Origin of the sequence: Paenibacillus sp. CF095, assembly GCF_900101225.1 — a bacterium.
In the GTDB taxonomy this organism is placed as follows: domain Bacteria; phylum Bacillota; class Bacilli; order Paenibacillales; family Paenibacillaceae; genus Paenibacillus.
Map to the genome: position 1 here is coordinate 631,332 of NZ_FMZN01000002.1, position 23,544 is coordinate 654,875.

Genomic DNA, 23,544 nt, shown 5'->3' on the forward strand with positions numbered 1-23,544 from the left:
CTTAAATAATTATGTTTTCAAATTATTACATACATTCATCTTTCACGGTGATATTCTCATTGGTTACAGTGACGTAGGAATTGCCGGACAAGTATTCCGTATAACCGCAAACCATTTTGTTATAGGTTTTTCCGCGGCTGTCCGTAAGCGCCAAGGAGACGACCCCCTCCCCAGAAAGTTTCAGCTGCGGGGCGAATTTCACGTTTGCTCCGCTGGGAATATCCTTATCGAATACGTAGGTGGAGCCGCTCTCGTTGTTGTTAGATGAGTTGTCGCCTTGGACCAGGCTAGCCTGAATATTGGTGAGGTCATAGTCGGACTGATTATGGATCGTGATCCTTAAGTGGCGAAAGGGATCGACTGCATTCAGCAAGCTCCTAAAGGCGATGATGCCTATGACGATTATAATAGCGGACAAGATAATAATTTTCTTTTTGGAGAATCGGCGACGTGTGTTCAATATGATCTACTCCTTTCCTTCATGAGGTATAAACGATTGGAAGAGATTAAAAGTTATAATTAAAATGGATAAATATGAAAATTGAAATCCAAATCGTCAGAATAACTTCATGCGTTAAGCGGAAGAACAGGATACAATAAGATACTAGTAGTGCAAAAAGGGCTGCACAGAGATCATACATAATCAAGATCACTCGAAATAAGGAGGGGAAAAAGTTGAAACTTTCTCCAATGAATCAGGAAGATTATGCGAGTTTTCGCATTCGATCGATTAAGGATTTTGCACAGGAAAAAGTAGAAGCGGGCACCTGGGCTGAGGAAGAGGCACAGCAACTGGCGGAGGAATCTTATGAACGTTATCTGCCAGAAGGCTTGAACACACCTGGAGCGTATCTCTACAATCTGGTGCACCCTGTGGACGGCAACGTGGGGTATATCTGGTTTAATATCACGGATAATCGCCGTGGAAAAGATGCTTTTTTGCTGGATATTGTGGTTGAAGAAGCACACCGTGGTAAGGGATACGGAACAGAGACGATGCAGGCGCTTGAACAGACGGCCTTGAGTCTTGGCGTGGATCGCATTGGTTTGCATGTCTTTGGAAATAATGTGCGGGCGAGCAGCCTGTATCGCAAGATGGGATATGAGGTAACGGATCTGACGATGTATAAGGAAATCAAAGGGTAAACCTAATAGCGGATATTCTAGGCAAAACTTAAGATCTGCGCAAAACGAATTATCTGCATTAACCGGGGATTTCGGGAAGCGGATGGGACTCTGGTCGAATTGGCGAAGTTCCTTGATGCCTTGAGGTTTGTCATATATAATGTATAGGATTATCCATACCGAACAAGTAATCAATGAGGAGTTGTCATATACATGGCTTTGAAAGCTGGAATCGTGGGTTTGCCTAACGTTGGTAAATCTACATTGTTTAACGCAATTACACAAGCAGGTGCCGAATCGGCAAACTATCCGTTCTGTACGATTGACCCTAACGTGGGGATCGTTGAAGTACCAGATGAGCGTTTGGACAAACTGACAGAACTCGTTGTACCTAAGAAAACAGTACCAACGGCGTTTGAGTTTGTAGATATCGCTGGTCTTGTTCGTGGTGCGAGCAAAGGCGAAGGTCTTGGTAACAAGTTCCTTGCCCACATCCGTGAAGTAGACGCGATTGTACACGTGGTACGTTGCTTTGTAGATGAGAACATTACACACGTTGATGGCAAAATTGACCCGGTAAGCGACATCCAGACGATCAATCTGGAGCTGATCCTGGCCGATATCGAGAGTGTTGAGAAGAAAATCGATCGCTCCAAGAAAAACATGAAGGGCGGCAACAAGACTGCCTCTCAAGAAGTAGAAGTATTGGAGAGAGTGAAGGCTGTTCTGTACGATGACAAGCCGGCACGCAGCATGGAACTTACCGATGATGAGCTTCTGATCATACGTGATCTGCACTTGCTTACCCTGAAGCCTGTTCTGTACGCAGCCAATGTAGCTGAGGACGAAATCGGCGACGTGGCGAACAATGCTTACGTGCAAAAAGTAAGAGAATTCGCAGCTGCTGAGAACGCAGAAGTGGTGCCAATCAGTGCAAAGGTTGAAGAAGAGATCTCTGAGCTGGAAGGCGAAGATAAACAAATGTTCCTGGAAGAACTCGGTATCGAGGATTCCGGTCTGAACTTGTTGATCAAAGCGGCTTACAAATTGCTCGGTCTGTACACATACTTCACAGCAGGTGTGCAGGAAGTTCGTGCGTGGACAATCCGTAAAGGAACGAAAGCACCAGGCGCAGCGGGTGTTATTCACACCGACTTCGAACGTGGATTCATCCGTGCAGAAGTTGTTTCCTACGATGATCTGGTTGCAGCGGGTTCCATGAACGGTGCCAAAGAGCGCGGACAACTTCGTCTTGAAGGTAAAGAGTACGTTGTAAATGACGGCGACGTTATGCACTTCCGTTTCAACGTATAAGTTGTTACACCTTTATATGTAGATTCAATAACCAAAACCCTACGATCTTCTCGTGAAGATTGTAGGGTTTTTAGTATCGATGTATGAGGCCACTTCAATCTTAATGTACTTATGTGCTCTTCAGTTCATATGAGGTTTGCTTAGTTACCAACAATAGTCTTGAAAGAATAGTGTTCTTTATTTATATCAAACGAATCCGCAAGCATTCTTTCGCCATTTCTAGCTTGATTAAGAAGATCGGGGTCTAATTCAGCTATGAGCAACTCAACGTTGTCTTGCGAGGCATCAATTATATTATCACCAAGAGGGTTCCATACACCACTATGTCCACACGTATCCCAGATTCCGGTTGTTCCAACGTGATTACACATCGCTGTAAATATCGTATTATCCAGAGCGCGGGCAGGAAACCATACTCGTGACTCTTTGTACCCCATTCCTTTACTAAAAAGAGAGCTACCCATATATAAATGACAGCCATGTTGTGCTAAAAGACGAGAATGTTCAGGAAAACCTGCGTCATAACAGATGGCCATCCCAATATTCCAGTTCTTTAATTTAATGATGACCTGCTCATTATTGGTTGAAAAGATTTCCTTTTCGGTCTGAAATAAATGAGACTTGTCATAAACACCTACTTCCTTTCCATTGGAATCTATTATAATTGAAGAGATGAACACATCCTCGCCTCTTCTTGCAGGGGTTCCGATGATTGACCAAATGCCGTACTTTTTGCATGCTTGACGCAACTTTTCAATCCTCGCATCATTAATGGAGAGTGTATATTCAGTTAAATTGGATTCTACGATTTCTGGCACATATCCCGTCAGATATTTTTCTGGAAACATGATAATATCGGCGTGCTCTTTTCCAGCTTCTTCAATCATCTCATAAGCCCTATTAACGTTCTCTTCAATATTTCCGTTGATCGAGGAACATTGTGCCAGAGCAATCTTTAATTTTTCTGTTGGAAAAACAGCTGGTGTTAAGTTCATATCATCCATTTCCTCCTAAACTAAAATATCAAAACTATGAATTATAGAGTCCCTTGTATATATTTTACAACATCAGAAATAAACTTGAATGATCTATTTGTTACAAACATTTCCGGTAGGATGATCCATGAGCAGGATGGCAACGTGTGAAGGTTGAAAAATTTGCAACACAAAAATTAGTTCATCTGCATGCGGAATAGTTACTATTCAGAACCATAAGAATATGCTATAATTAAGAGTCGTATACCACGTTAAAATTCGCGATTGAACAGATGAGCTGAAGCGGATTTCATACAGGGTACACGATTTCTTGATATCACTTTAAAAGTAAAGGATTTGATGACGTTGTAGCGATGTTATACGTCGATCATACATGAATGTGAATACATGCTGCGGTCAGGGGGTTCGTGAGAATCCTGTGCGTTGTGGAATATAGATTATAGATGTAATTAATGTTGAATTGAAATAATTATTGAAAATGTTATGTGCTTGGACAAAATAATGCGTGAGGTGACTATACATGTTGGATAAATTACAGGCGTTAGCCGACCGTTATGACAAGTTGAGCGAGCTTTTGTGTGACCCGGATGTGGCAAGTGACAACAAAAAGTTGCGGGAATACTCCAAAGAACAATCCGATCTGCAACCGACTTATGAAGCGTACAATGAATACAAACAGGTAAGTCAGGATCTCGAAGCTGCGAAGGAAATGCAGGGTGAGAAACTGGATGATGAGATGCGCGAAATGGTCAAAATGGAAATTGACGAACTGAGCACTCGCCAGAAGGAATTGGACGAATTGATTCGTGTACTCATGTTGCCAAAAGATCCGAATGACGACAAAAACGTTATTGTTGAGATTCGCGGAGCAGCTGGTGGAGATGAAGCAGCGTTGTTTGCAGCAGATCTGTACCGCATGTACACACGTTATGCAGATGCACAAGGCTGGCGTGTAGAGCTGATGGACGTGAACACAAATGATCTCGGTGGATTCAAAGAGGTTGTTTTCTTGATCAACGGACGTGGCGCATACAGCAAAATGAAATACGAAAGCGGCGCACACCGTGTACAGCGTATTCCAACAACCGAATCCGGCGGACGTATTCATACGTCAACTTCAACGGTTGCAGTTATGCCTGAAGCCGAAGATTTCGATATCGAAATTCATGATAAAGACATCCGTGTTGATACGTTCTGTTCCAGTGGTGCCGGTGGACAATCGGTTAATACGACGAAATCCGCAGTACGGGTAACGCACGTTCCAACGGGAATCGTGGCGACATGTCAGGATGGAAAATCACAGAACTCCAACAAGGAAAAAGCGTTGCAGGTTCTGCGTACACGTATCTTCGATATGAAACGTATGGAAGAGGAAGCAAAGATCTCTGTTGAGCGGAAGAGCAAAGTGGGAACGGGCGACCGCAGTGAGCGTATTCGTACGTACAACTTCCCGCAAAGCCGTGTGACCGATCACCGCATCGGCCTGACAATGCACAAGCTGGATCAGGTGATGAACGGAGAGATTGAAGATATTTTGTCTGCACTGACCATTGCTCAGCAGACTGAGATGATGGATAGAGGAGAATAATCTGTGACCCGCGCGCAGTTTGTCATGACGCCGGAACAGAGCTGTCGGGAAGCCTTCGTGGAGGCTTCCTCTTTTTTGGAGAAGTGCGGCGTGTACGAGCCGCAAAACAATGCTCGGCTGCTGCTGGAACATGTACTCGGCGTCTATGGCGCCCAGTACTACATGATGCAGCCGGAGCCCTTTCCCAGCGAGCATCGCAGCCGCTGGGAAGACGCCGTCTCGCGCAAGGCTGCGGGTGAGCCGGCGCAATATATTATCGGCAGCCAGGAGTTCTATGGGCTGCCGTTCGAGGTCACGCCGGCCGTGCTGATTCCGCGGCCGGAGACCGAGCTGCTGGTCGAGGCTGTGCTGCGCGAAGCCGACCGCGTGTTTCCTGACGGTGCTCCGCTCGCCGTCGATATTGGCACGGGCAGTGGTGCCATCGCGGTGACGATGGCTTCACTACGCCCGCGCTGGCAGGTAGGCGCCGGAGATCTCTCGGCGGCTGCCCTGCAAGTGGCCGCGCGTAACGCGGCCGCGAACGGGGTACAGATCGACTTCCGTGAAGGCGATCTGCTGGCCCCGTTCGCCGGGGCTCGGGTGGACATCCTGGTGTCCAACCCGCCATACATCCCGGCGGCGGATATCGCCGGGTTGCAGCAAGAGGTGCGCGATCATGAGCCGCGCATGGCACTGGACGGCGGTCCGGACGGGCTTTCACCGTACCGTATCATGCTGGAGCAGTTGGCGCTGCTGCCTGCGATGCCACAGATCATTGGTTTTGAGCTGGGCCAGGGGCAAGCTCGCGACATCGCAGCTTTGCTTGAATCGGCGGGACATTGGCCGGAAATAATCATTGTACCGGACCTTGCCGGAATCGAGCGGCATGTCCTGGGTGTTCGTACTTCGGAACAGGTGACGAAAATGTAAGGTTCCGCGGGTTTTCTTTTTACCGTGAAATCCTCTACAATGAGATATACCGAAGATTTCTGAATGCTTGGGGGAACATAATTACATGCTGCACAAATTTAAAAAGATAGACTATTCTATTGTGTTTATACTGGTTATTCTGATGGTTATCAGTATTTTGTCGATTTACAGTACAACGTTTGGTCGTCCAAAGCTGGAGGGACTCCCGAAAAGTGCAGTGATCTTTTATATTTTGGGATTCGTAGTCTTTTTTGGGATGTCGATGATCAATTATAAATTCATAATCAAAAATTATTTATATATCTATGGCGTGGGTATGCTGCTGCTCATATTCGTTATGTTCTTTGGTAAAGAGTACTACGGTGCAAAAGGTTGGCTGTCCATCTTCGGGGTCAGTTTGCAGCCTGCTGAGTTGTTCAAGTTATGCCTGATTGTGTTTTTGTCGGCCTTTTTGGCCCGAAAGAAGAATCGTCCGCTCTATTTTGGACGTGATGTTATTCCGATCTCACTTTGTGTTCTGCCGCCATTACTACTCGTATTGCTTCAAAATGACTTGGGAAATGCGTTGAGTTATGTTGTCATTCTTGTGGGCCTTTTATGGATCGGCAACATTAAATTTACGCATGCCCTTATTGGTTTTATTATTGCTGTGGCTACCTTTATCGGCGGTACACAAGCATATATTCATTATCATGATGAGATTGTTAAATTTCTGAATGACATTGGACGTTCGCACTGGGCGGATCGTTTTGACCCCTGGCTTGTACCAGAGCTGACCTCAAGAGATGTGCTCTGGCAAACGTATAATGCAAAGCTTGCGATTGGTTCTGGTGGTATTACGGGCAAAGGGTATATGGAAGGCACGACGATTCAGTCGAATCGGGTGCCGCTGGCCTATGCTGACTCCATCTTCGTACAGATTGGGGAGGAATTTGGCTTCATCGGTGCTTCCGTATTGCTTTTGCTGTACTTTATCCTGATTCACAGGCTGGTGCTGATTGCACTGGAGTGTAAGGATCGCGCGGGGCCTTATCTAATTGTGGGTATTATAGCGATGCTGCTCTACCAGATCTTTGTTAATATTGGTCCATTCATTGGTCTGATGCCGTTGACAGGAATTACGCTCCCGTTTATCAGTTCGGGTGGTACCTCCATTATGATCAACATGATCAGCATGGGTCTTGTGATGAGTATTAAGGTCCACACGGAAGAGAACGAGGATATTCTTGGCTCTGCGGAACAACCGAGTATTACAGATCTGGTGATGAAATTGCTAAGACGCAAGCCATCCCAGCAGGAGCAATAACGTTCTCGAATCAAACCGTGAAATAACACGTTAGATTTATGTATATAAGCTAGATAACTATAGAGCCCTGGAACAGACCAACCCAAGTCACATTGGGTGGATGTTTTGGGGTTCTTATTGTTTTTAGAGTGTGAGTCAGGCCATTGAATGGTTTAATTGTCACCCTGAAGCATCCAGATTTCCATTTTATTATCCAATTATATACAATGGTAATATTGATCTTAATTGGAAATCATATAATGCTAGATTTCAGGGGGATGGACGGAGTCATGTTGAGAATGCTGAAAAAGATGGACGGTGTTATTCTTTTTGTAATGCTGTTGCTCATGATTATTAGTGTATTTGCGATTTACAGCGGAACGCAGACAGATGCCAAACTGGCGAATCACCATGTCAAAACAATTTATTTCTATGTGGCCGGGTTCATTGCGGTGCTTGTGATCGGGCTTGTGAATTACAAGTTATACGTGAGATATGCGTTTTATTTGTATGGCTTGGGAATTATACTGCTGATTCTGGCTAATGTCCTGGGAAGTTCGATCAATAACGCCAACGGTTGGCTGAAGCTTGGCGAGAATTTTTCTTTTCAACCGGCAGAGCTGTTCAAGATGATTCTGATTCTGTTCCTCGCCCATTTAATTGTGAAGAGACAACGAGGCACGTTGAAATTTTGGAGAGATATTGTGCCGATTGGCTGCTGGGCGTTTATTCCGTTTGCCCTTGTTATGGCTCAGAATGATCTGGGAAATGCGCTGGGGTACGTGGTGATTCTGGCTGCGGTATTCTGGATCGGAAATATGAGGCTGAAGCACGCATTGATTGCACTGGCGATCGTGGGGGTAGCGTTCTTTGGTTTTGTTAAAGCCTATACCTTCTACCATGATGAAGTATTCACTTTTCTTGAGAAGATAAAACGTGAGCATTGGGCAGAGCGTATTGATCCCTGGCTTGTACCGGAAAAGGCTACCTCCAAAGCTTCCTGGCATACGAAAAATGCAGGTTTAGCCATCGGTTCAGGGGGCATCATTGGCAAAGGTTATTTGCAAGGAACATCCGTTCAGAGTGGACGAGTCCCCTATACGTATTCTGATTCCATTTTTGTTGTGATCGCAGAGGAGTTTGGCTTTGTTGGTGCATCCGTACTGATTCTGTTGTACTTTATTCTGATTCAACGTATGGTGCTGATTGCTCTGGCATGCAGAGATCGCGCTGGACCAGTCATCATTGTTGGTATTATCGGAATGTTATTGTATCAGGTGTTTGAGAATGTGGGCGCGTTCCTCGGGCTGATGCCGCTCACAGGTATTACGTTGCCGTTCATCAGTTACGGGGGAACCTCTTTGCTTATTAATATGGCTTGCATTGGTGTAGTCATGAGCATTAAGTTGTATGGGCAAGAAGAGGAGGATGAACTTCTGATGGGGGAGCAGCAACCCCGATGGTCGGAACGTTTATGGAATATGCTCAAGAAAGAGAAAAGTGCTGTGTAACTGTTGAATCGGTATAGTGAAAAGTAAAGCGGTGAGACGTATAACGTGATCGTTCGTAGGAATAAAGAGGTTGATTTGCCCTGTAACCAGGTGCAGATCAGCCTTTTTAACATGATGGGTGAGAAAGTTTGAATGAGAGATGAGAGAAGCAATGCATAGGTGTCTTCGAGCCTGCTGTAGGCTGAGGCGCACCGAAAGATTCTGGAGGAGCGTATATGGGCATGGTTGGAGTTTCAGGTGCCAGTTGTTAGGTGTTAGGTGGTGTTGGGAGCTAACGAGCCACGCACGTCTTATTCGGGGATTTGAAGTGTCCGGAGAAAGCTAAGGAATCTGAGACATGTTATATCAGCATAAACAGCCTTTTGTATCGTGTTGATCAGATGATTTTGGGAAATAACGTGCCTCATGTTCATTACAATTTCAAAAGAAGACCTGAAGGCCAAATAAGACGTCCTCGGTTCCTTGGAACATCGACTGGTCATTCGCCTAGGGTCAGCCAGTACAGTCTTCAAGGCTTTTTGGACGCTGACATTTGTCATCGTATAACTTGCCTGGTTTTAAACACACATTCTAGTAGTACGTGCTCAAAAAGTTGGGTTTTCAGGACCGAGAAGATGTGATGAAGCTAGAAGTGGAGTAGTGGAACGTAGGATAAACTACGTGAGCAACCAAAATATTTCCTTCGGAAACAACCTTCGTAAGCCTCCCGCTTATTTCGTCTGAATTTCATATTCAACGTTGATGATGCAGCTAGGCATCCTTCGTAATTTAAAGCGGACTTTTGAACAAACTCTAGTAGATTTATTGCAAATGATAGGTTTACTTCCGATTCTCCGGGGCATACTGATAGACATGAGAGAGTTGCAGGCAACGTGATCAGAGAGCCGAGGGGGAGAACGGAATGAGCAGACGAATTGTAAAGCAAATTGGACTTATTATTGTATGTCTTATGATGATTATCATGATGTGGGAAGGTCAGAAAACGGATGCAGCTGTGGCGGCCACAGCAATTCCGGAACAATCGATTCGCTTGCGTATTCTAGCAAACTCGGATGCACCGGGAGATCAATTGGTGAAACGCGAGATTCGGGATGCTGTCGTTGCTCAGATGGGCGAGTGGGTAGCCGAACTGGAGAATCCGCAAAGTCTGGATGAAGCGCGCAAGGTTATTCGTGAGCATTTGTCCGAGATTGAGAATAGAGTAGGAGAAGAGTTGGCCAGTCGCGGTTTAAATTATGAGTATCAGGTGGAGCTGGGTTCCGTTCCGTTCCCGACCAAACTATATGGTGGAACTGTGTATCCTGCCGGAGATTATGAAGCGGTTCGGATTACGCTGGGCGAAGGAAAAGGTCAGAATTGGTGGTGTGTGTTGTTCCCGCCGCTGTGCTTCATTGATGCAGGGACTGGGGATGCCCTGGCGAAACCTTCAACGGTATCGGCCGCTGCAGCTGAACCTGGAGATGCAGAGGCATCTGTGCAGGGAGATACACCGGAAGCAAGATTCTTTCTGTGGGATATGGCTGTGAAACTGTGGAGTTGGATAACTGGATTGTTCGTATAACAACGAATTTATACTATGAATAAGGGCGACTTCGATTCAGGGAGCTGCCCTTTTGATATGAATTAGTGGCGAGGATATAGCGAGACTTATGCGTGGAGTGAAGTTTGAAGGGCATCCGAGTTGGGACAGGTATGTTATAATTACTTATATTGAATATGGATATGAACTAACCTACTTGAAACTTAGGAATGATGATATATGAGCAGAGAAAACGAACCAGCGCAACACACCTCTGAGATGAGGGATGGTAGAGAAGAACGTGATATGAAAGCTCCGGTAGCACTGGTCACCGAGATGTGGGATGTACGCGTCTTGGTGAGCGCTGAGAATGATCACGGATTGGGTAATATTGAATTGTTGGGTATGAAAAAGGGGAGCGCCGAACAACAGGCGCTCGCCGACTTGCAGGCTGCTGCAGCCTGCATTCGTCAAGGTCAGACGGTGGCCTTTCCGACCGAGACGGTCTATGGCCTGGGTGCTAATGCGCGTAGCACAGCAGCCGTGGAGGCTGTATTTGTCGCCAAAGGCCGACCTTCCGACAATCCACTGATTGTGCATATCGCGCACCGTGACCAGTTGGATGCGCTGGTCACGGAAGTGAACGAAACAGCCGAAGCGCTGATGGCGGCCTTCTGGCCGGGACCACTGACGCTGGTGCTGCCGGTTAGGCCGGGGGCGGTGTCCCTACGTGTCACCGCCGGTTTGGACACGGTGGCCGTGCGCATGCCGGACCATCCGGTGGCCTTGCAGTTGATCGCGGCGGCGGCATGCCCTGTGGCTGCGCCAAGCGCCAATCGCTCCGGACGGCCAAGCCCGACACTCGCGTCTCATGTACGCGAGGATCTGGATGGCCGCATCGGCGGCATCGTGGACGGCGGCCCCACCGGGGTGGGCGTCGAGTCCACTGTTGTGCAGGTCGGTGACGATGGTACCGTCACCATCCTGCGCCCTGGCGGTATTACGGCGGAACAACTTTCCGCCGTTGCCGCCCGTGTCGCCACGGACCCCGCGCTACTCGCGGAGGGGGCCGATGGCGTGGGCAGCCCGGCGCCGCGCTCGCCGGGCATGAAGTACACGCACTACGCACCCGCAGGGGCGCTGTGCGTGGTAGAAGGGCCGCCCGCAGCGGTGGCGGCCTGGATCAGCGCCGCCCTCGCAGAGGCGGCGCAGCGCGGAGAGCGCACCGCGGTGCTGGCGTTCGCCGAGCACGCGGAGCAGTACCGCGCCGATGCCGTGTTCTCGCTGGGCGACGCCAGCGAGCTGGAAGAAGCAGCGCGCAGGCTATACGCCGCGCTGCGCAGCTGCGATGAGCAAGGCGCCACATATATTGTGGCTGAAGCCTGCTCACGCGAAGGGCTGGGAGCAGCCGTTATGAATCGGCTGCTCAAGGCTGCAGGGAACCAACTCATACAAGTTGGCAACCAGCAATCCTCTTAATCTCTCCTGATCATACAGTCAGGAGAGTAATCACTCTTTTTCCAAAACAAAATCAAGATTCTATAAAGCCAGCATCCAATCATAGAACCGTCGCCGTTTGCCTTTCATCGGTCATGTTTAGGTCCTTGTCCGCATATCGTGTACAAGAACCTTTACGTGACTTGGGGGTATGGGGATGTGGGATGTGTCTGCCCATGTAGGGCAGTTGGTAACCATTTTGATCATGGCTGTTGCGCTTGGCCTCGATGCGTTCTCGCTCGGAATCGGAATTGGTATGAAAGGAATTCGGCTGAGGGATGTATTGCGAATCAGTACAGTAACGGCGCTATTTCATATCATCATGCCGCTCATCGGCATGTATATGGGCAAATACGTAAGCTCGCTGCTTGGTGACATTACGACGTATGCGGCAGGTGGATTGCTTGTTCTGTTGGGTGCTCATATGATTCTGAATGCATTCCGTGAAGGTGATACAAAGCTGGTGGACCACCGTTCCCTGCTCGGTGTTGTTTTGTTCTCCCTCAGCGTAAGTGTGGATTCGTTCTCCGTTGGCGTTTCCTTAGGGATGTTTAGCAGTGATCTGATCATAACCGTACTTGCTTTCGGCGTTTGTGGCGGGGTGATGTCGGTGATGGGTTTGCTATTAGGCCGTCGGGTGAGCCAGAATCTAGGGGATTACGGCGAAGCTATTGGTGGCGCAATCTTGCTTGCGTTTGGACTTTTGTTTATATTTTAGAATAAAACTTGAGATATCATATCATTTGCATCATATGTAAAATGGGGAGGCTAACACAATGAAACATATTTTATTCGTATGTACAGGAAATACGTGCCGCAGCCCCATGGCAGAGGGGCTTTTGCGAAAACTGGCATCAGAGCGTGGCATTCAGGTAGAGGTTCGCTCTGCAGGTGTGGCAGCAACGTCGGGTATGCCGATCTCCCGTCATGCGGAAGCAGTGTTGAGAGATCATAACGTTGAAGGTCCACCTCATTCCACACAACTTAGCTCTAACCTGGTAGGTTGGGCCGATCTGGTTCTAACATTAACACGGAGTCATAAGCAACATGTCATGCAGGTATTTCCCGATTCAGTCCACAAAACCTATACATTGAAAGAATATGTGGAGGATGATGAACAGGTATTAAGTGATGTTCAGGAGTTGGACAGCCTGTTTGCAACGCTGGAGATGAAACGTGCCCTTGGGCAAGAGATCCTGGCATCGGAGCGTGAACGAGCCATTGAGATTAGACAACGAATCCCAAGTTTCGACATCTCCGATCCATTTGGGGGAAGTCGTGATGATTACAATATAGCTGCAGCTGAGATTCGGACTGCATTGGACCGGCTTTTGGATAAGCTGGGATAATTCTGATCCTGCGGGGCAGGTTATAAAAATAGGACATGTGATGTAAATTAACCGTTGATTTTAGACGCGGGTTGTTTTATGATGAAGGGGAAAACAGGGATCCGGTGTAACTGGCGACGAAGTGGGCATAACCACGATGGAGCACCGGAACAAACGGCCGGTCGCCTGGGCAAAAGAGCAATTCTGCGTTACCCGCAGACTGCTCTTTTTTTCGTCTTTCATCTGATTATTCGCTATAATAGTACCTGAGATGCCGTGCAAGAATACGAAGGACAACCAAGAGACAGCGGGCATGATTTTATCGGGAGGCGATGATAGGATGACTATAGAGTTAGATTCGGAACAACCCGGATTGCAGGAACAGACCGCGTCTATTCTGCATGAACTGGCGCTTGCTGGACAGCTTGGGCCTGGACAGATCGTTGTGATCGGTACAAGCACAAGTGAAGTCGCAGGCGCTCGGATTGGTACGAGTGGTGCCATTGAAGTGGCGCAGCTGCTTCTTGCGGGTATACGCGAGGTGCAGGAGGAATTCGGTTTTGACACGGTATTCCAATGTTGTGAGCATCTGAACCGTGCGCTGGTAATGGAACGTTCTGTGCTTACTCGTCTTGGATTGACCGAGGTTGGTGCAGTACCCGTGCCCAAGGCCGGAGGTTCAATGGCATCCGCAGCATATCGTTCGCTGACCGATCCATGCCTGGCTGAACATGTGCAGGCCCATGCGGGACTGGACATTGGGGAGACGATGATTGGGATGCATCTCCGGCATGTAGCCGTACCCTATCGTACAGCGCTCCGCTATGTTGGAGATGCACGTGTGACCACAGCGTTGACTCGTCCGAAGTTGATTGGCGGCGAACGCGCGGTGTATCGTATGGAAGAACAACCAGATTCGACATTTTGTGACTAACATATAAAGCGAGACTAATTGGGTTACACTCCTGACTTTGATTGCATCACCATCTTCCGATCGCTGTTATCCCCAGATTTTTTTATTCCCTATTTGAAGGGGAAATCCGCTGATAAAGGCGACCACTTCGTTTCTTCAGATTGGTGTTGCACTCGCCGTTTTTGTGTAAACATTAGTTTCACTTTATAACTTCACTTATACCTGGGAGGAATTTAATCATGGAACAATTGCGCAAGAATGACCCGGCAGTACTGGAAGCGATGAATCTTGAACTGAAACGTCAACAGAACAACATCGAACTGATTGCATCCGAGAACATCGTAAGTGAAGCAGTAATCGAAGCATTGGGATCTGTTCTGACCAACAAGTACGCTGAAGGATATCCAGGCAAACGTTACTATGGCGGTTGTGAGCATGTGGACATCGTTGAAGACATCGCGCGTGATCGTGCAAAAGAATTGTTCGGAGCAGAACACGTGAATGTTCAACCTCACTCCGGTGCACAAGCGAACATGGCAGTTTATCTTGCAGCGTTGAAACCTGGTGATACTGTACTTGGTATGAACCTTGCCCATGGTGGACACCTCACACACGGTAGCCCGGTTAACGCATCCGGTTTGCTGTACAACTTTGTAGCATACGGCGTACAGGAAGATACATTCCTGATTGATTATGATGAAGTACGCAAAGCGGCTTTCAAACACCGCCCTCGTCTGATCGTTGCAGGTGCAAGTGCATATCCGCGTACCATTGATTTTGAAAAGTTGGCTTCCATTGCCAATGATGTAGGTGCTTTGTTCATGGTGGACATGGCTCACATCGCAGGACTGGTTGCTGCTGGTTTGCACCCAAACCCGGTTCCACATGCGCATTTCGTAACAACAACAACACACAAAACGCTTCGTGGACCTCGTGGTGGTATGATTCTGTGCCGCAAAGCGTGGGCAGCAGCGATTGATAAAGCCGTATTCCCTGGTTCCCAAGGTGGACCTCTAATGCACGTGATCGCTTCCAAAGCGGTAGCATTTGGAGAAGCTTTGCAGCCTTCGTTCAAAACATATGCACAGAACGTTGTGAAAAACGCACAGGTTCTGGCTGAAACACTGATCGCTGAAGGATTGAACATCGTATCCGGTGGTACAGATAACCACTTGATGCTGATTGACACACGCAGTGTAAACATCACAGGTAAGGAAGCTGAGCATGTGCTCGATTCCATCGGTATTACCGTGAACAAAAATGCAATTCCATTCGACCCTACAAGCCCGTTTGTAACGAGTGGTATTCGAATTGGTACACCTGCTGCAACTTCCCGTGGCATGAACGAAGAAGCTATGGTAGCGATCGGTAAGATCATTGCCAAAACACTGAAAAATCCAAAAGATACAGCGAAGTTGGATGAAGCTCGTGCAGAAGTGACTGCACTGACAGACCAATTCCCGCTCTATACCGATCTTAAATACTAAAAAACTTTGCTAATGGTGTTTGTATTTGAGTGTTCTTAATGTACACACGCAGGCGGAGCAAACCGAAAGAACCTGAAGAAGCGTAGCGCTCGCCTTTATCCCCAGATTTCAACAATTATAATTGGATCAAAGAAATCTGGGGATAACAGCGATCGGAAGGTCATTCGGTTTGCGGAGCACCATTAGTGTTTACACGTTTTTGAACATACTCAACGACATAACAGCAAGAGCAAAACAGGACCGGATGGATCATTTTCCGGTCCTGTTTTTTATAGGATTCGGTAATCTGTAATGATTGGGTGCCCTTTGATGGTGTAATTCGTTGTTGGTGATGATATAATATACAGGATTTATCGAGCCCATGAATGGTGGCTAGGTATATTTGGAAATGCTTAACATGAAGAACTTACCGGAGGGACAAATTAGATGGGAAAATTAGTAATATGTGATCACCCTTTGATTCAACACAAACTGACGTTTATACGCGACATGCGTACGAATACGAAAGATTTTCGTGAATTGGTGGATGAAGTAGCAACGTTGATGGCTTATGAGATTACAAGAGATGTTGAACTGGAGACGATTGATGTACAGACACCTGTAGCTGCAACACAAGGTAAAGTCATCTCTGGACGTATGCTTGGACTGGTGCCGATTCTGCGTGCAGGACTCGGAATGCTGGATGGTGTTGTGAAATTGTTGCCAGCGGCAAAAGTTGGACATGTTGGTCTGTTCCGTGACCCGGAAACACTGCAACCGGTAGAATACTACACCAAACTGCCTACAGACGTAACAGAGCGTCAATTGATTGTAATTGATCCGATGCTGGCAACGGGTGGTTCGGCAATTGCAGCTATTGACGTGCTCAAAAAACGTGGCTGTACCCAAATCAAAATGATGAACCTGGTTGCAGCACCGGAAGGCGTAAAAGCTGTGCAAGATGCACATCCCGATGTGGACATCTATGTAGCAGCATTGGACGACCGTCTGGATGATCATGGTTATATCGTTCCAGGGCTTGGAGATGCAGGAGACCGTCTATACGGAACTAAATAAGCATATTGCATGCGGAGTAGAAAAGGGGCTTTGCTCGAATGTCCAACAAAATTAAAGTCATGACGATCTTCGGGGTGCGTCCGGAAGCCATTAAGATGGCTCCGCTTATTTTGGAATTGCAAAAACACCCTGAGTCTATTGAATCTATTGTTTGCGTAACTGCGCAGCATCGCCAGATGTTGGATCAGGTACTTGAAGTTTTCGACATTCATCCCGATTATGATCTGGATGTGATGAAGGACCGTCAGACATTGAATGAAATCACAATTCGTGTGCTTGGCGGTCTGGAGCCGGTGTTAGCTGAAGCTAAGCCGGATATTGTGCTGGTTCACGGAGATACATTAACTACCTTTGTAGCGAGCTACGCAGCATTCTTGCAACAGATTCAGGTAGGGCATGTGGAAGCGGGGCTGCGGACGTGGAACAAGCTGTCTCCATATCCGGAAGAGATGAATCGTCAGCTGACGGGAGTACTGGCTGATCTACACTTTGCGCCTACGGATTGGTCTTCTTCCAATCTTGCCAAAGAAAATAAATCGGAGTCTAGTACGTACGTCACAGGCAACACGGTAACAGATGTGTTTCAATATACAGTACGGGAGGACTACACACACCCGGTACTTGATTGGGCCCAAGGCAAACGCCTTGTGCTGATGACAGCTCATCGCCGTGAATCTCAAGGCGAGCCTCACCGCAACATTTTCCAGGCCGTCAAACGGATTGCCGACGAATTTGAAGATATTGCCATCGTGTACCCGGTGCATCCAAGTCCTGCTGTGAAGGAGCCGGCTCACGCGATTTTGGGGAATCATCCCCGTATTCAATTAATTGATCCACTAGACGTGGTGGATTTGCATAACTTTTACCCGCACACTCACTTGATTTTGACCGATTCAGGCGGTTTGCAGGAAGAAGCACCTTCGTTTGGTGTGCCTGTGCTCGTATTGCGCGATACAACAGAGCGCCCGGAAGGTATTGAAGCCGGAACGCTGGAATTGGTAGGTACCGAAGAGGAACGTGTGTATGAACGGACCAAAGCTCTGCTTACAGACAAAACCCTGTATGCAAGCATGAGTCAGGCTGCCAATCCATACGGTGATGGACATGCTTCGGAAAGAATTGTCAATGCGATTTTGCACCATTTTGGTGTAAATAGTGAGCGTCCGGAATCATTTCACAGAAAATTCAAAAAATAATACAATTTTTCTGACGGATTTATAAAGGGCATAGCATACAGTTAAACTGTACGGTTTACGCGGGTTTATGGGCTTTGAGGGTCTGTATACCCGTCGTTTTCCCCTTTAAAACGCTAAAATCATTCAATTGACAAAGGCTCTCATCATTCAGTAAAATTAACTGGGATTGCAAGGGTGGCGTGGAAAATGGCCGATTCGAACAAACCAAATTCATCCCGTAACCATGACGATAATGTATGGAAAGCGATGGGACTCGTGACAGCTTTTGGGATCGAGATTGCCATTCTCGCTGTTGCCGGATATTACGCTGGCTCCTGGTTGGACAAGACCATCGGAGGTAACGGAATATGGATCGCCGTAAGCGTTCTCTTTTTTCTTGCGGCAGGCGGTGTAAGCATCTACTTTATCGCGAAAAAATTCATGGGGGAAAGTGATGAGTGAACTAACCAGATACCGCAGATCGATGACTGTTTTCATCATGTACTTTCTTATGATTTGTTTTCTCGCAGCGGCCTTTATGCCACGTGTGGAGACAATTGCTTTGGGACTAGCCCTGGGTACAGGAATTAGCTGGATCAATGCATTTTACTTGGGCTACAAAGTAAGGAAAATGTCTGATGATGCGGCAGAAGGTAACTTGAAGCGTGTGAACCTGGGATTTTTGACAAGAGCGGCACTCGCTGTGCTCGGTATATTCATATCGATGCGCTTTCCGCAGTACTTCAATACATATGCGGTTGCAGGCGGTCTCGTCATTGCACAATTTTCCTTACTGATTATAGGGATTGTCCATTCCCGCAGAGCAGAATGATGTTAAGGGCTGCAGCTTTCAAGTCGAGAAAGGGGTGAGAAAAATATGCATGAAGCTCCAATTATTATGCTTGGCGGATTTCGACTGGATCTATCGGTTCTGTTGATGCTGGTAGTTACAGGTGCAATTGTTTTTATTTTTGCTGTACTGGCAACACGGAGATTATCCGTTGAAAATCCCGGCAAGCTGCAAAATTTTATGGAGTGGGCAGTAGAATTCGTCCGCAATCTGATTTCCAGCACAATGGATATGAAGAAAGGTAAACATTTTATCTCTCTCGCTCTTTCCATGATTATGTTCATTTTTGTAGGGAATATGCTAGGCCTTCCGCTCGTAGCTGTATCTGAGGTAACAGATGTTAGTCAGGCACAGGTATTCGGTAAGCCGATTGTTACAGCGGTGGAGGCGTTTGAAGAAGCGCATGCCAAGGATCCTGAAGCACACCCACACGTTGAACTGGCTTGGTGGAAATCACCAACAGCCGACTTGTCTGTAACGATGGGACTCGCTCTCGTAGCGTTCCTTGTATCTCATGGACTGGGATTGTTCCGCAACACAAAAGGGTATCTCCAGCATTACCTCAAGCCATTCGCCTTGTTCTTGCCAATCAACTTGATTGAGACGGCATCCAAGCTGTTGACACATGGTATGCGTCTATTCGCGAATATCTTCGCGGGTGAGGTACTGATCGCAACGATCCTGAAACTGACCACATTCAAAGTGTTTGGTGCTATTGCAGCGATTCCGCTACTAATGGTGTGGCAAGGCTTTAGTATCTTTATCGGCGCAATCCAGGCATTTGTGTTTGTTATCTTGATGATGGTGTACATTTCACAGAGCATCGAGACGCACGACGAGCATTAAGTTTCAAGCCCTACGAAGATTTCTTCACCAGGCTGAACAATAAAAAATTCGATTTATCATTTTAAGGAGGATATACAAATGGGAGCAATGGCATTAATCGCAGCAGCAATTGTTGCAGGACTGGGCGCGTTTGGCGCAGGTATTGGTAACGGTATGGTAATCAGCAAAACGGTGGAAGGTATTGCCCGTCAACCGGAAGCAAAATCCACTCTTCAAACAACAATGTTTATCGGTGTAGGTTTGATCGAGGTATTGCCGATCATCGGTGTGGTACTCGCGTTCATGTTCTACGGTATGGCTTAATTAAATTTTAAAGGTTTGGCGGGGAAGGCCATAGCCATCCGCGCCTTCTTTTTAGGTAATGTCCGTTCTAACGGATGACGTTTCAAGGATACCTCCAGGAAGGAGTGAACAGATTGAGTTTCATATGGGAAAATACGCTTCTTGCGATTGTTGCATTTGCAATTTTATATTGGCTGCTTAGCCGTTATGCCTTCGGGCCTTTGTTCTCCATTATGGAAAAACGTCGTGAACTCGTGATGACGCAGATGAATGAGGCTGCACAGACTCGGGAACAGGCCATTGCCTATGTGGAGGAACAAAAACAAGCTCTTGAGCAGGCTCGTCAAGATGCTTACGACATCATTGAACAATCCAAACAAACAGGTGGCAAACAAGCTGAATCGATTTTGGCTGATGCAAAAGCTGAAGCTAATCGTCTGAAAGACGATGCAGTACGCGAAATCGAGAGCGAGAAGAACAAAGCAGTCGCAGCACTTCGCAGCGAACTGGGTACAGCTTCCGTTCAGATTGCATCCAAGTTGATCAAAAAAGAAGTTGAGAACGGTCCTGCACAAGAAGAGCTTGTGAACCAATACCTCAATGAGGTAGGAGGCCGACAATGAGCCGCGATACGATTGTTGCCAAGCGTTATGCGAAAGCATTGTTCGAAGTTGCTCTTCAGCAACAGCAGGTGCTTGAGGTTGAACAGGAACTGGTTGCAGTAGTCAGTGCATTGACGGGAGATGCAGATATCGAGAAATTTATCGTATCCCCTAATATTTCTGATGAAGCCAAACAGAAGGTGATTCACTCAAGTCTTGATGGCAAGGTATCCGATTCTGTCCTTCGTACAGTCTTGTTGTTAATTGAACGCGGACGCGTTGAATTGCTGGGAGACTTGCTGAATGATTATCGGAAGATCCAAGGTGAGTCGCTGGGCATCGCTGATGCACGTGTCTACTCAACTTATGCGTTGAATGATGAAGAAAAAGAAGCGGTAGCCCGTGAATTCGGTGGCCGTGTGAATAAAAAGATTCGTATCGAGAACATTGTTGATCCGACTCTGCTGGGCGGATTGAAAGTCGCCATTGGCGATACGATCTATGACGGCAGCTTGGCTGGCAAGCTCGAACGTCTTGAGCAGTCTTTTAACAGACGAGTACAGTAGATTGGGGTGAGGACACTTGAGTATCAAACCAGAAGAAATCAGTACATTAATTAAGAGCCAAATCGAACAATACAAGACCGATATCGATGTAGTCGAAGTCGGAACGGTAATCGAGGTTGGTGATGGTATCGCTCGTGTTTATGGACTTGAGAACGTCATGTCCAACGAGTTGGTTGAATTCCCAAGCGGTGTTATGGGACTCGCCATGAACGTAGAAGAAAGCAATGTCGGTGTCGTTATCCTGGGACCTTACTACGATATTCGTGAAGGTGACCAAGTGAAACGTACTGGTCAAATCATGCAAGTGCCTGTAGGCGAAGCATTGATTGGACGCGTTGTGAACCCGCTCGGTATTCCTGTAGATGGCAAAGGGCCAATCGCTACAACGGAATTCCGTCCAGTTGAAGGTAAAGCACCAGGTGTAATGGATCGTAAATCGGTTCATGAGCCGATGCAAACAGGGATCAAAGCCATTGATGCAATGGTTCCAATCGGTCGTGGACAACGTGAGTTGATCATCGGTGACCGTCAAACAGGTAAAACATCAATCGCGATTGATGCGATCCTGAACCAAAAAGGTAGCGGCATGAAGTGTATCTATGTGGCTATTGGTCAGAAACAGTCTACGGTTGCTCAAGTTGTGGAAACTCTTCGTCGTAAAGGCGCAATGGAGTACACAATCGTTGTAACTGCAGCAGCTTCTGATCCATCACCACTCTTGTACATCGCACCGTATTCCGGTTGTTCGATGGGTGAGTACTTCATGTACAAAGGCGAGCACGTTCTGGTCATCTATGATGACTTGACCAAACAAGCCTCTGCATACCGTGAGCTTTCCTTGTTGCTTCGTCGTCCACCGGGCCGTGAGGCTTATCCGGGTGACGTCTTCTACCTGCACTCCCGTTTGCTGGAGCGTGCTGCGAAGCTGAATGATGAACTTGGTGGTGGTTCTTTAACCGCACTTCCGTTCATTGAAACACAAGCTTCCGACGTATCTGCATACATTCCAACGAACGTAATCTCCATCACGGACGGACAAATCTTCTTGGAAGCTGACTTGTTCAATGCTGGACAACGCCCGGCGATCAACGTAGGTATTTCCGTATCTCGTGTCGGTGGTTCTGCTCAGATCAAAGCGATGAAAAAGGTTGCAGGTTCCCTGCGTCTCGACCTCGCTCAATATCGTGAGCTTCAAGCGTTCTCCCAGTTCGGTTCCGATCTGGATAAAGCGACTCAGGCCCGCCTGAATCGTGGTGCGCGTATGATGGAAATCCTGAAGCAAGGTGTTAACCAGCCACTGCCTGTAGAACAACAGGTTGTCAGCTTGTACACTGCGGTTAAAGGATTCCTGGATGAGATTCCAACAGGTGATGTTACTCGTTTCGAGCGTGAGTTCCTCGCGTTCATGGAGAGCAGCCATCCGGAGATTCTTGCATCCATCCGTGATACTAAAGAATTGACTGCAGACAACGAAAATGCACTGAAAGGTGCAATTGAGAAGTTCAGAAAGAGCTTTGCTGTCTCTGTCTAAATAAATGATTGCAGGTGCGGAGTTGTCTAACCGATTCCGCATGTCTGCATGTAATACTTTGACTCTGTCAAAAAAGATGATGCTTACGATGTAGTTTTGACTTTGTCAAAACTAGTGGTGATGCTTACGAAGTAACTTTGACTCCGTCAAAGTAGGGTTGTGCTTACGATGTAGTTTTGACTTTGTCAAAACTTTAAGGTGGTGAAATCATGGCAAAAGGCATGCGCGAAATTAAGCGGCAAATTAAAAGCGTACAAAGCACCAAGCAGATCACCAAAGCAATGGAGATGGTAGCTGCTGCAAAACTGCGTAAAGCGCAGGAAAAAGCGGAAGCAGCCCGTCCTTATTCGGAGAAACTGAAAGAAGTTGTAGCTAGTATTGCATCAAGCACGCAAGGGATACAGCATCCGATGCTGGAGAGCCGTCCGGTCAAAAAGACAGCTTACCTGATCATTACATCGGACCGTGGTCTTGCAGGTGGATACAATGCGAACGTTTTGCGTCAGGTTAATCAGACGCTCAAAGAGCGCCACAACTCCCAAGATGACTACGAATTGTTCGTCATTGGACGTAAAGGACGCGATTACTTCAGACGTCGTGAGATGGCGATGGCATCCACAACAACGGATCTGTCGGATTCGCCTTCATTTGCAGACATCAAATCCATCGCACACGAAGCTGTTCATGGGTTTGAACTGGCTGAATTTGATGAATTGTACATTTGTTATAACCGCTTTGTGAATGCGTTGACCCAGATTCCTACGGTAGAAAAACTTCTTCCGATGGAAACACCTGAGGTAACTGCTGCGGAAGGACCAACGGCAAGCTACGAATACGAGCCGTCTGCTGAGGCTGTACTGGAGGTTTTGCTTCCGCGTTACGCGGAAACGCTGATCTATGGTGCACTTCTGAACGGTAAGGCAAGTGAGCTCGGCGCGAAAATGACGGCAATGGGTAATGCAACCAAAAATGCATCCAAACTCATTAACGACTTGTCATTGACATACAACCGTGCCCGTCAAGCGGCGATTACGCAGGAGATTACGGAAATTGTGGCAGGTGCCAACGCAGCACAAGGCTAACCGTTTTTTTATTAATGAAGGCTTGCAGAGCAAAGATAAACGAACGGTACATTATTTTTGCAAAAGTAGCAGGCTTGTAGGAG

General features: G+C 47.2%; 24 protein-coding genes and 1 riboswitch. Of the genes, 22 read left to right on the forward strand and 2 right to left on the reverse strand.

The features are described from left to right. Positions 1 to 25 precede the first annotated feature (25 nt). The gene (locus BLS69_RS22030; protein ID WP_091036271.1) at positions 26 to 460 is read right to left on the reverse strand and encodes a hypothetical protein; all 435 of its coding nucleotides are present in this window, start codon (positions 458 to 460) and stop codon (positions 26 to 28) included. 215 nt (positions 461 to 675) lie between these two features. Between BLS69_RS22030 and BLS69_RS22035 the strand changes: the two genes are divergently transcribed. Together BLS69_RS22035 and ychF are read left to right on the forward strand one after the other, a co-directional pair. Next, positions 676 to 1,146, forward strand: a complete 471-nt coding sequence (locus tag BLS69_RS22035; protein WP_256332385.1) for a GNAT family N-acetyltransferase — start codon at positions 676 to 678, stop codon at positions 1,144 to 1,146. 192 nt (positions 1,147 to 1,338) lie between these two features. Continuing rightward, positions 1,339 to 2,439, forward strand: a complete 1,101-nt coding sequence (ychF, locus tag BLS69_RS22040; protein ID WP_062836948.1) for a redox-regulated ATPase YchF — start codon at positions 1,339 to 1,341, stop codon at positions 2,437 to 2,439. Positions 2,440 to 2,579: 140 nt separating this feature from the next. On the opposite strand, the gene BLS69_RS22045 is transcribed toward ychF, so the two are convergent. Further along, a complete protein-coding gene (locus BLS69_RS22045; RefSeq protein ID WP_176872929.1) occupies positions 2,580 to 3,434 on the reverse strand; it encodes a carbon-nitrogen hydrolase family protein in 855 nt (284 codons plus the stop codon). A 520-nt stretch (positions 3,435 to 3,954) separates the two neighbouring features. Here BLS69_RS22045 and prfA point away from each other — a divergent pair. The 20 genes from prfA (at position 3,955) to atpG (ending at position 23,461) form a co-directional block, all read left to right on the forward strand. Next, the gene (prfA, locus tag BLS69_RS22050; protein WP_091036276.1) at positions 3,955 to 5,022 is read left to right on the forward strand and encodes a peptide chain release factor 1; all 1,068 of its coding nucleotides are present in this window, start codon (positions 3,955 to 3,957) and stop codon (positions 5,020 to 5,022) included. A 24-nt stretch (positions 5,023 to 5,046) separates the two neighbouring features. Then, on the forward strand, positions 5,047 to 5,931 hold the full coding sequence (prmC, locus tag BLS69_RS22055) for a peptide chain release factor N(5)-glutamine methyltransferase (protein WP_091036570.1): 885 nt from the start codon (positions 5,047 to 5,049) through the stop codon (positions 5,929 to 5,931). An 85-nt stretch (positions 5,932 to 6,016) separates the two neighbouring features. After that, positions 6,017 to 7,237, forward strand: a complete 1,221-nt coding sequence (locus BLS69_RS22060; RefSeq protein ID WP_091036279.1) for an FtsW/RodA/SpoVE family cell cycle protein — start codon at positions 6,017 to 6,019, stop codon at positions 7,235 to 7,237. 269 nt (positions 7,238 to 7,506) lie between these two features. Next, positions 7,507 to 8,727 carry an FtsW/RodA/SpoVE family cell cycle protein gene (locus BLS69_RS22065; RefSeq protein ID WP_091036280.1) on the forward strand — a complete coding sequence of 407 codons (1,221 nt, stop codon included), beginning with the start codon at positions 7,507 to 7,509 and terminating at the stop codon, positions 8,725 to 8,727. Positions 8,728 to 9,628: 901 nt separating this feature from the next. Then, positions 9,629 to 10,288, forward strand: a complete 660-nt coding sequence (spoIIR, locus tag BLS69_RS22070) for a stage II sporulation protein R (RefSeq protein ID WP_091036283.1) — start codon at positions 9,629 to 9,631, stop codon at positions 10,286 to 10,288. A gap of 237 nt (positions 10,289 to 10,525) precedes the next feature. After that, entirely contained in the window at positions 10,526 to 11,725 is a 1,200-nt protein-coding gene (locus BLS69_RS22075) for an L-threonylcarbamoyladenylate synthase (protein WP_371129086.1), read from the forward strand. Between the two features lie 175 nt (positions 11,726 to 11,900). Further along, entirely contained in the window at positions 11,901 to 12,461 is a 561-nt protein-coding gene (locus BLS69_RS22080; protein WP_091036287.1) for a manganese efflux pump MntP, read from the forward strand. A gap of 58 nt (positions 12,462 to 12,519) precedes the next feature. After that, entirely contained in the window at positions 12,520 to 13,092 is a 573-nt protein-coding gene (locus BLS69_RS22085) for a low molecular weight protein arginine phosphatase (RefSeq protein WP_036612575.1), read from the forward strand. A gap of 96 nt (positions 13,093 to 13,188) precedes the next feature. Further along, a riboswitch (ZMP/ZTP riboswitch) is annotated at positions 13,189 to 13,270 on the forward strand. Positions 13,271 to 13,411: 141 nt separating this feature from the next. After that, complete coding sequence (locus BLS69_RS22090) at positions 13,412 to 14,005, forward strand: TIGR01440 family protein (RefSeq protein ID WP_091036289.1); 594 nt, start codon at positions 13,412 to 13,414, stop codon at positions 14,003 to 14,005. A 218-nt stretch (positions 14,006 to 14,223) separates the two neighbouring features. Continuing rightward, on the forward strand, positions 14,224 to 15,471 hold the full coding sequence (glyA, locus tag BLS69_RS22095) for a serine hydroxymethyltransferase (protein WP_165980299.1): 1,248 nt from the start codon (positions 14,224 to 14,226) through the stop codon (positions 15,469 to 15,471). Between the two features lie 426 nt (positions 15,472 to 15,897). Further along, positions 15,898 to 16,527: a uracil phosphoribosyltransferase gene (upp, locus tag BLS69_RS22100; protein WP_017691929.1), complete on the forward strand. Its 630-nt coding sequence runs from the start codon at positions 15,898 to 15,900 to the stop codon at positions 16,525 to 16,527. A 38-nt stretch (positions 16,528 to 16,565) separates the two neighbouring features. Continuing rightward, entirely contained in the window at positions 16,566 to 17,723 is a 1,158-nt protein-coding gene (gene wecB, locus BLS69_RS22105; protein ID WP_036667768.1) for a non-hydrolyzing UDP-N-acetylglucosamine 2-epimerase, read from the forward strand. A 186-nt stretch (positions 17,724 to 17,909) separates the two neighbouring features. Then, entirely contained in the window at positions 17,910 to 18,164 is a 255-nt protein-coding gene (locus tag BLS69_RS22110; RefSeq protein WP_024632723.1) for an AtpZ/AtpI family protein, read from the forward strand. Next, positions 18,157 to 18,534, forward strand: coding sequence for an ATP synthase subunit I (locus BLS69_RS22115; RefSeq protein ID WP_062836961.1), 378 nt, complete (start codon positions 18,157 to 18,159; stop codon positions 18,532 to 18,534). The genes BLS69_RS22110 and BLS69_RS22115 overlap by 8 nt, the downstream gene beginning before the upstream one ends. Positions 18,535 to 18,579: 45 nt before the next feature. Beyond that, complete coding sequence (gene atpB / locus BLS69_RS22120; RefSeq protein ID WP_091036293.1) at positions 18,580 to 19,398, forward strand: F0F1 ATP synthase subunit A; 819 nt, start codon at positions 18,580 to 18,582, stop codon at positions 19,396 to 19,398. Positions 19,399 to 19,476: 78 nt separating this feature from the next. Beyond that, positions 19,477 to 19,701, forward strand: coding sequence for a F0F1 ATP synthase subunit C (gene atpE, locus BLS69_RS22125; protein WP_017691934.1), 225 nt, complete (start codon positions 19,477 to 19,479; stop codon positions 19,699 to 19,701). 113 nt (positions 19,702 to 19,814) lie between these two features. Further along, positions 19,815 to 20,303, forward strand: a complete 489-nt coding sequence (gene atpF, locus BLS69_RS22130) for a F0F1 ATP synthase subunit B (RefSeq protein WP_036612568.1) — start codon at positions 19,815 to 19,817, stop codon at positions 20,301 to 20,303. Then, positions 20,300 to 20,848, forward strand: a complete 549-nt coding sequence (locus BLS69_RS22135; RefSeq protein WP_091036296.1) for a F0F1 ATP synthase subunit delta — start codon at positions 20,300 to 20,302, stop codon at positions 20,846 to 20,848. The genes atpF and BLS69_RS22135 overlap by 4 nt, the downstream gene beginning before the upstream one ends. A 16-nt stretch (positions 20,849 to 20,864) precedes the next feature. Beyond that, positions 20,865 to 22,379, forward strand: coding sequence for a F0F1 ATP synthase subunit alpha (atpA, locus tag BLS69_RS22140; RefSeq protein ID WP_047840700.1), 1,515 nt, complete (start codon positions 20,865 to 20,867; stop codon positions 22,377 to 22,379). Positions 22,380 to 22,588: 209 nt separating this feature from the next. Beyond that, a complete protein-coding gene (gene atpG / locus BLS69_RS22145; protein WP_076209796.1) occupies positions 22,589 to 23,461 on the forward strand; it encodes an ATP synthase F1 subunit gamma in 873 nt (290 codons plus the stop codon). Positions 23,462 to 23,544: the final 83 nt, after the last annotated feature.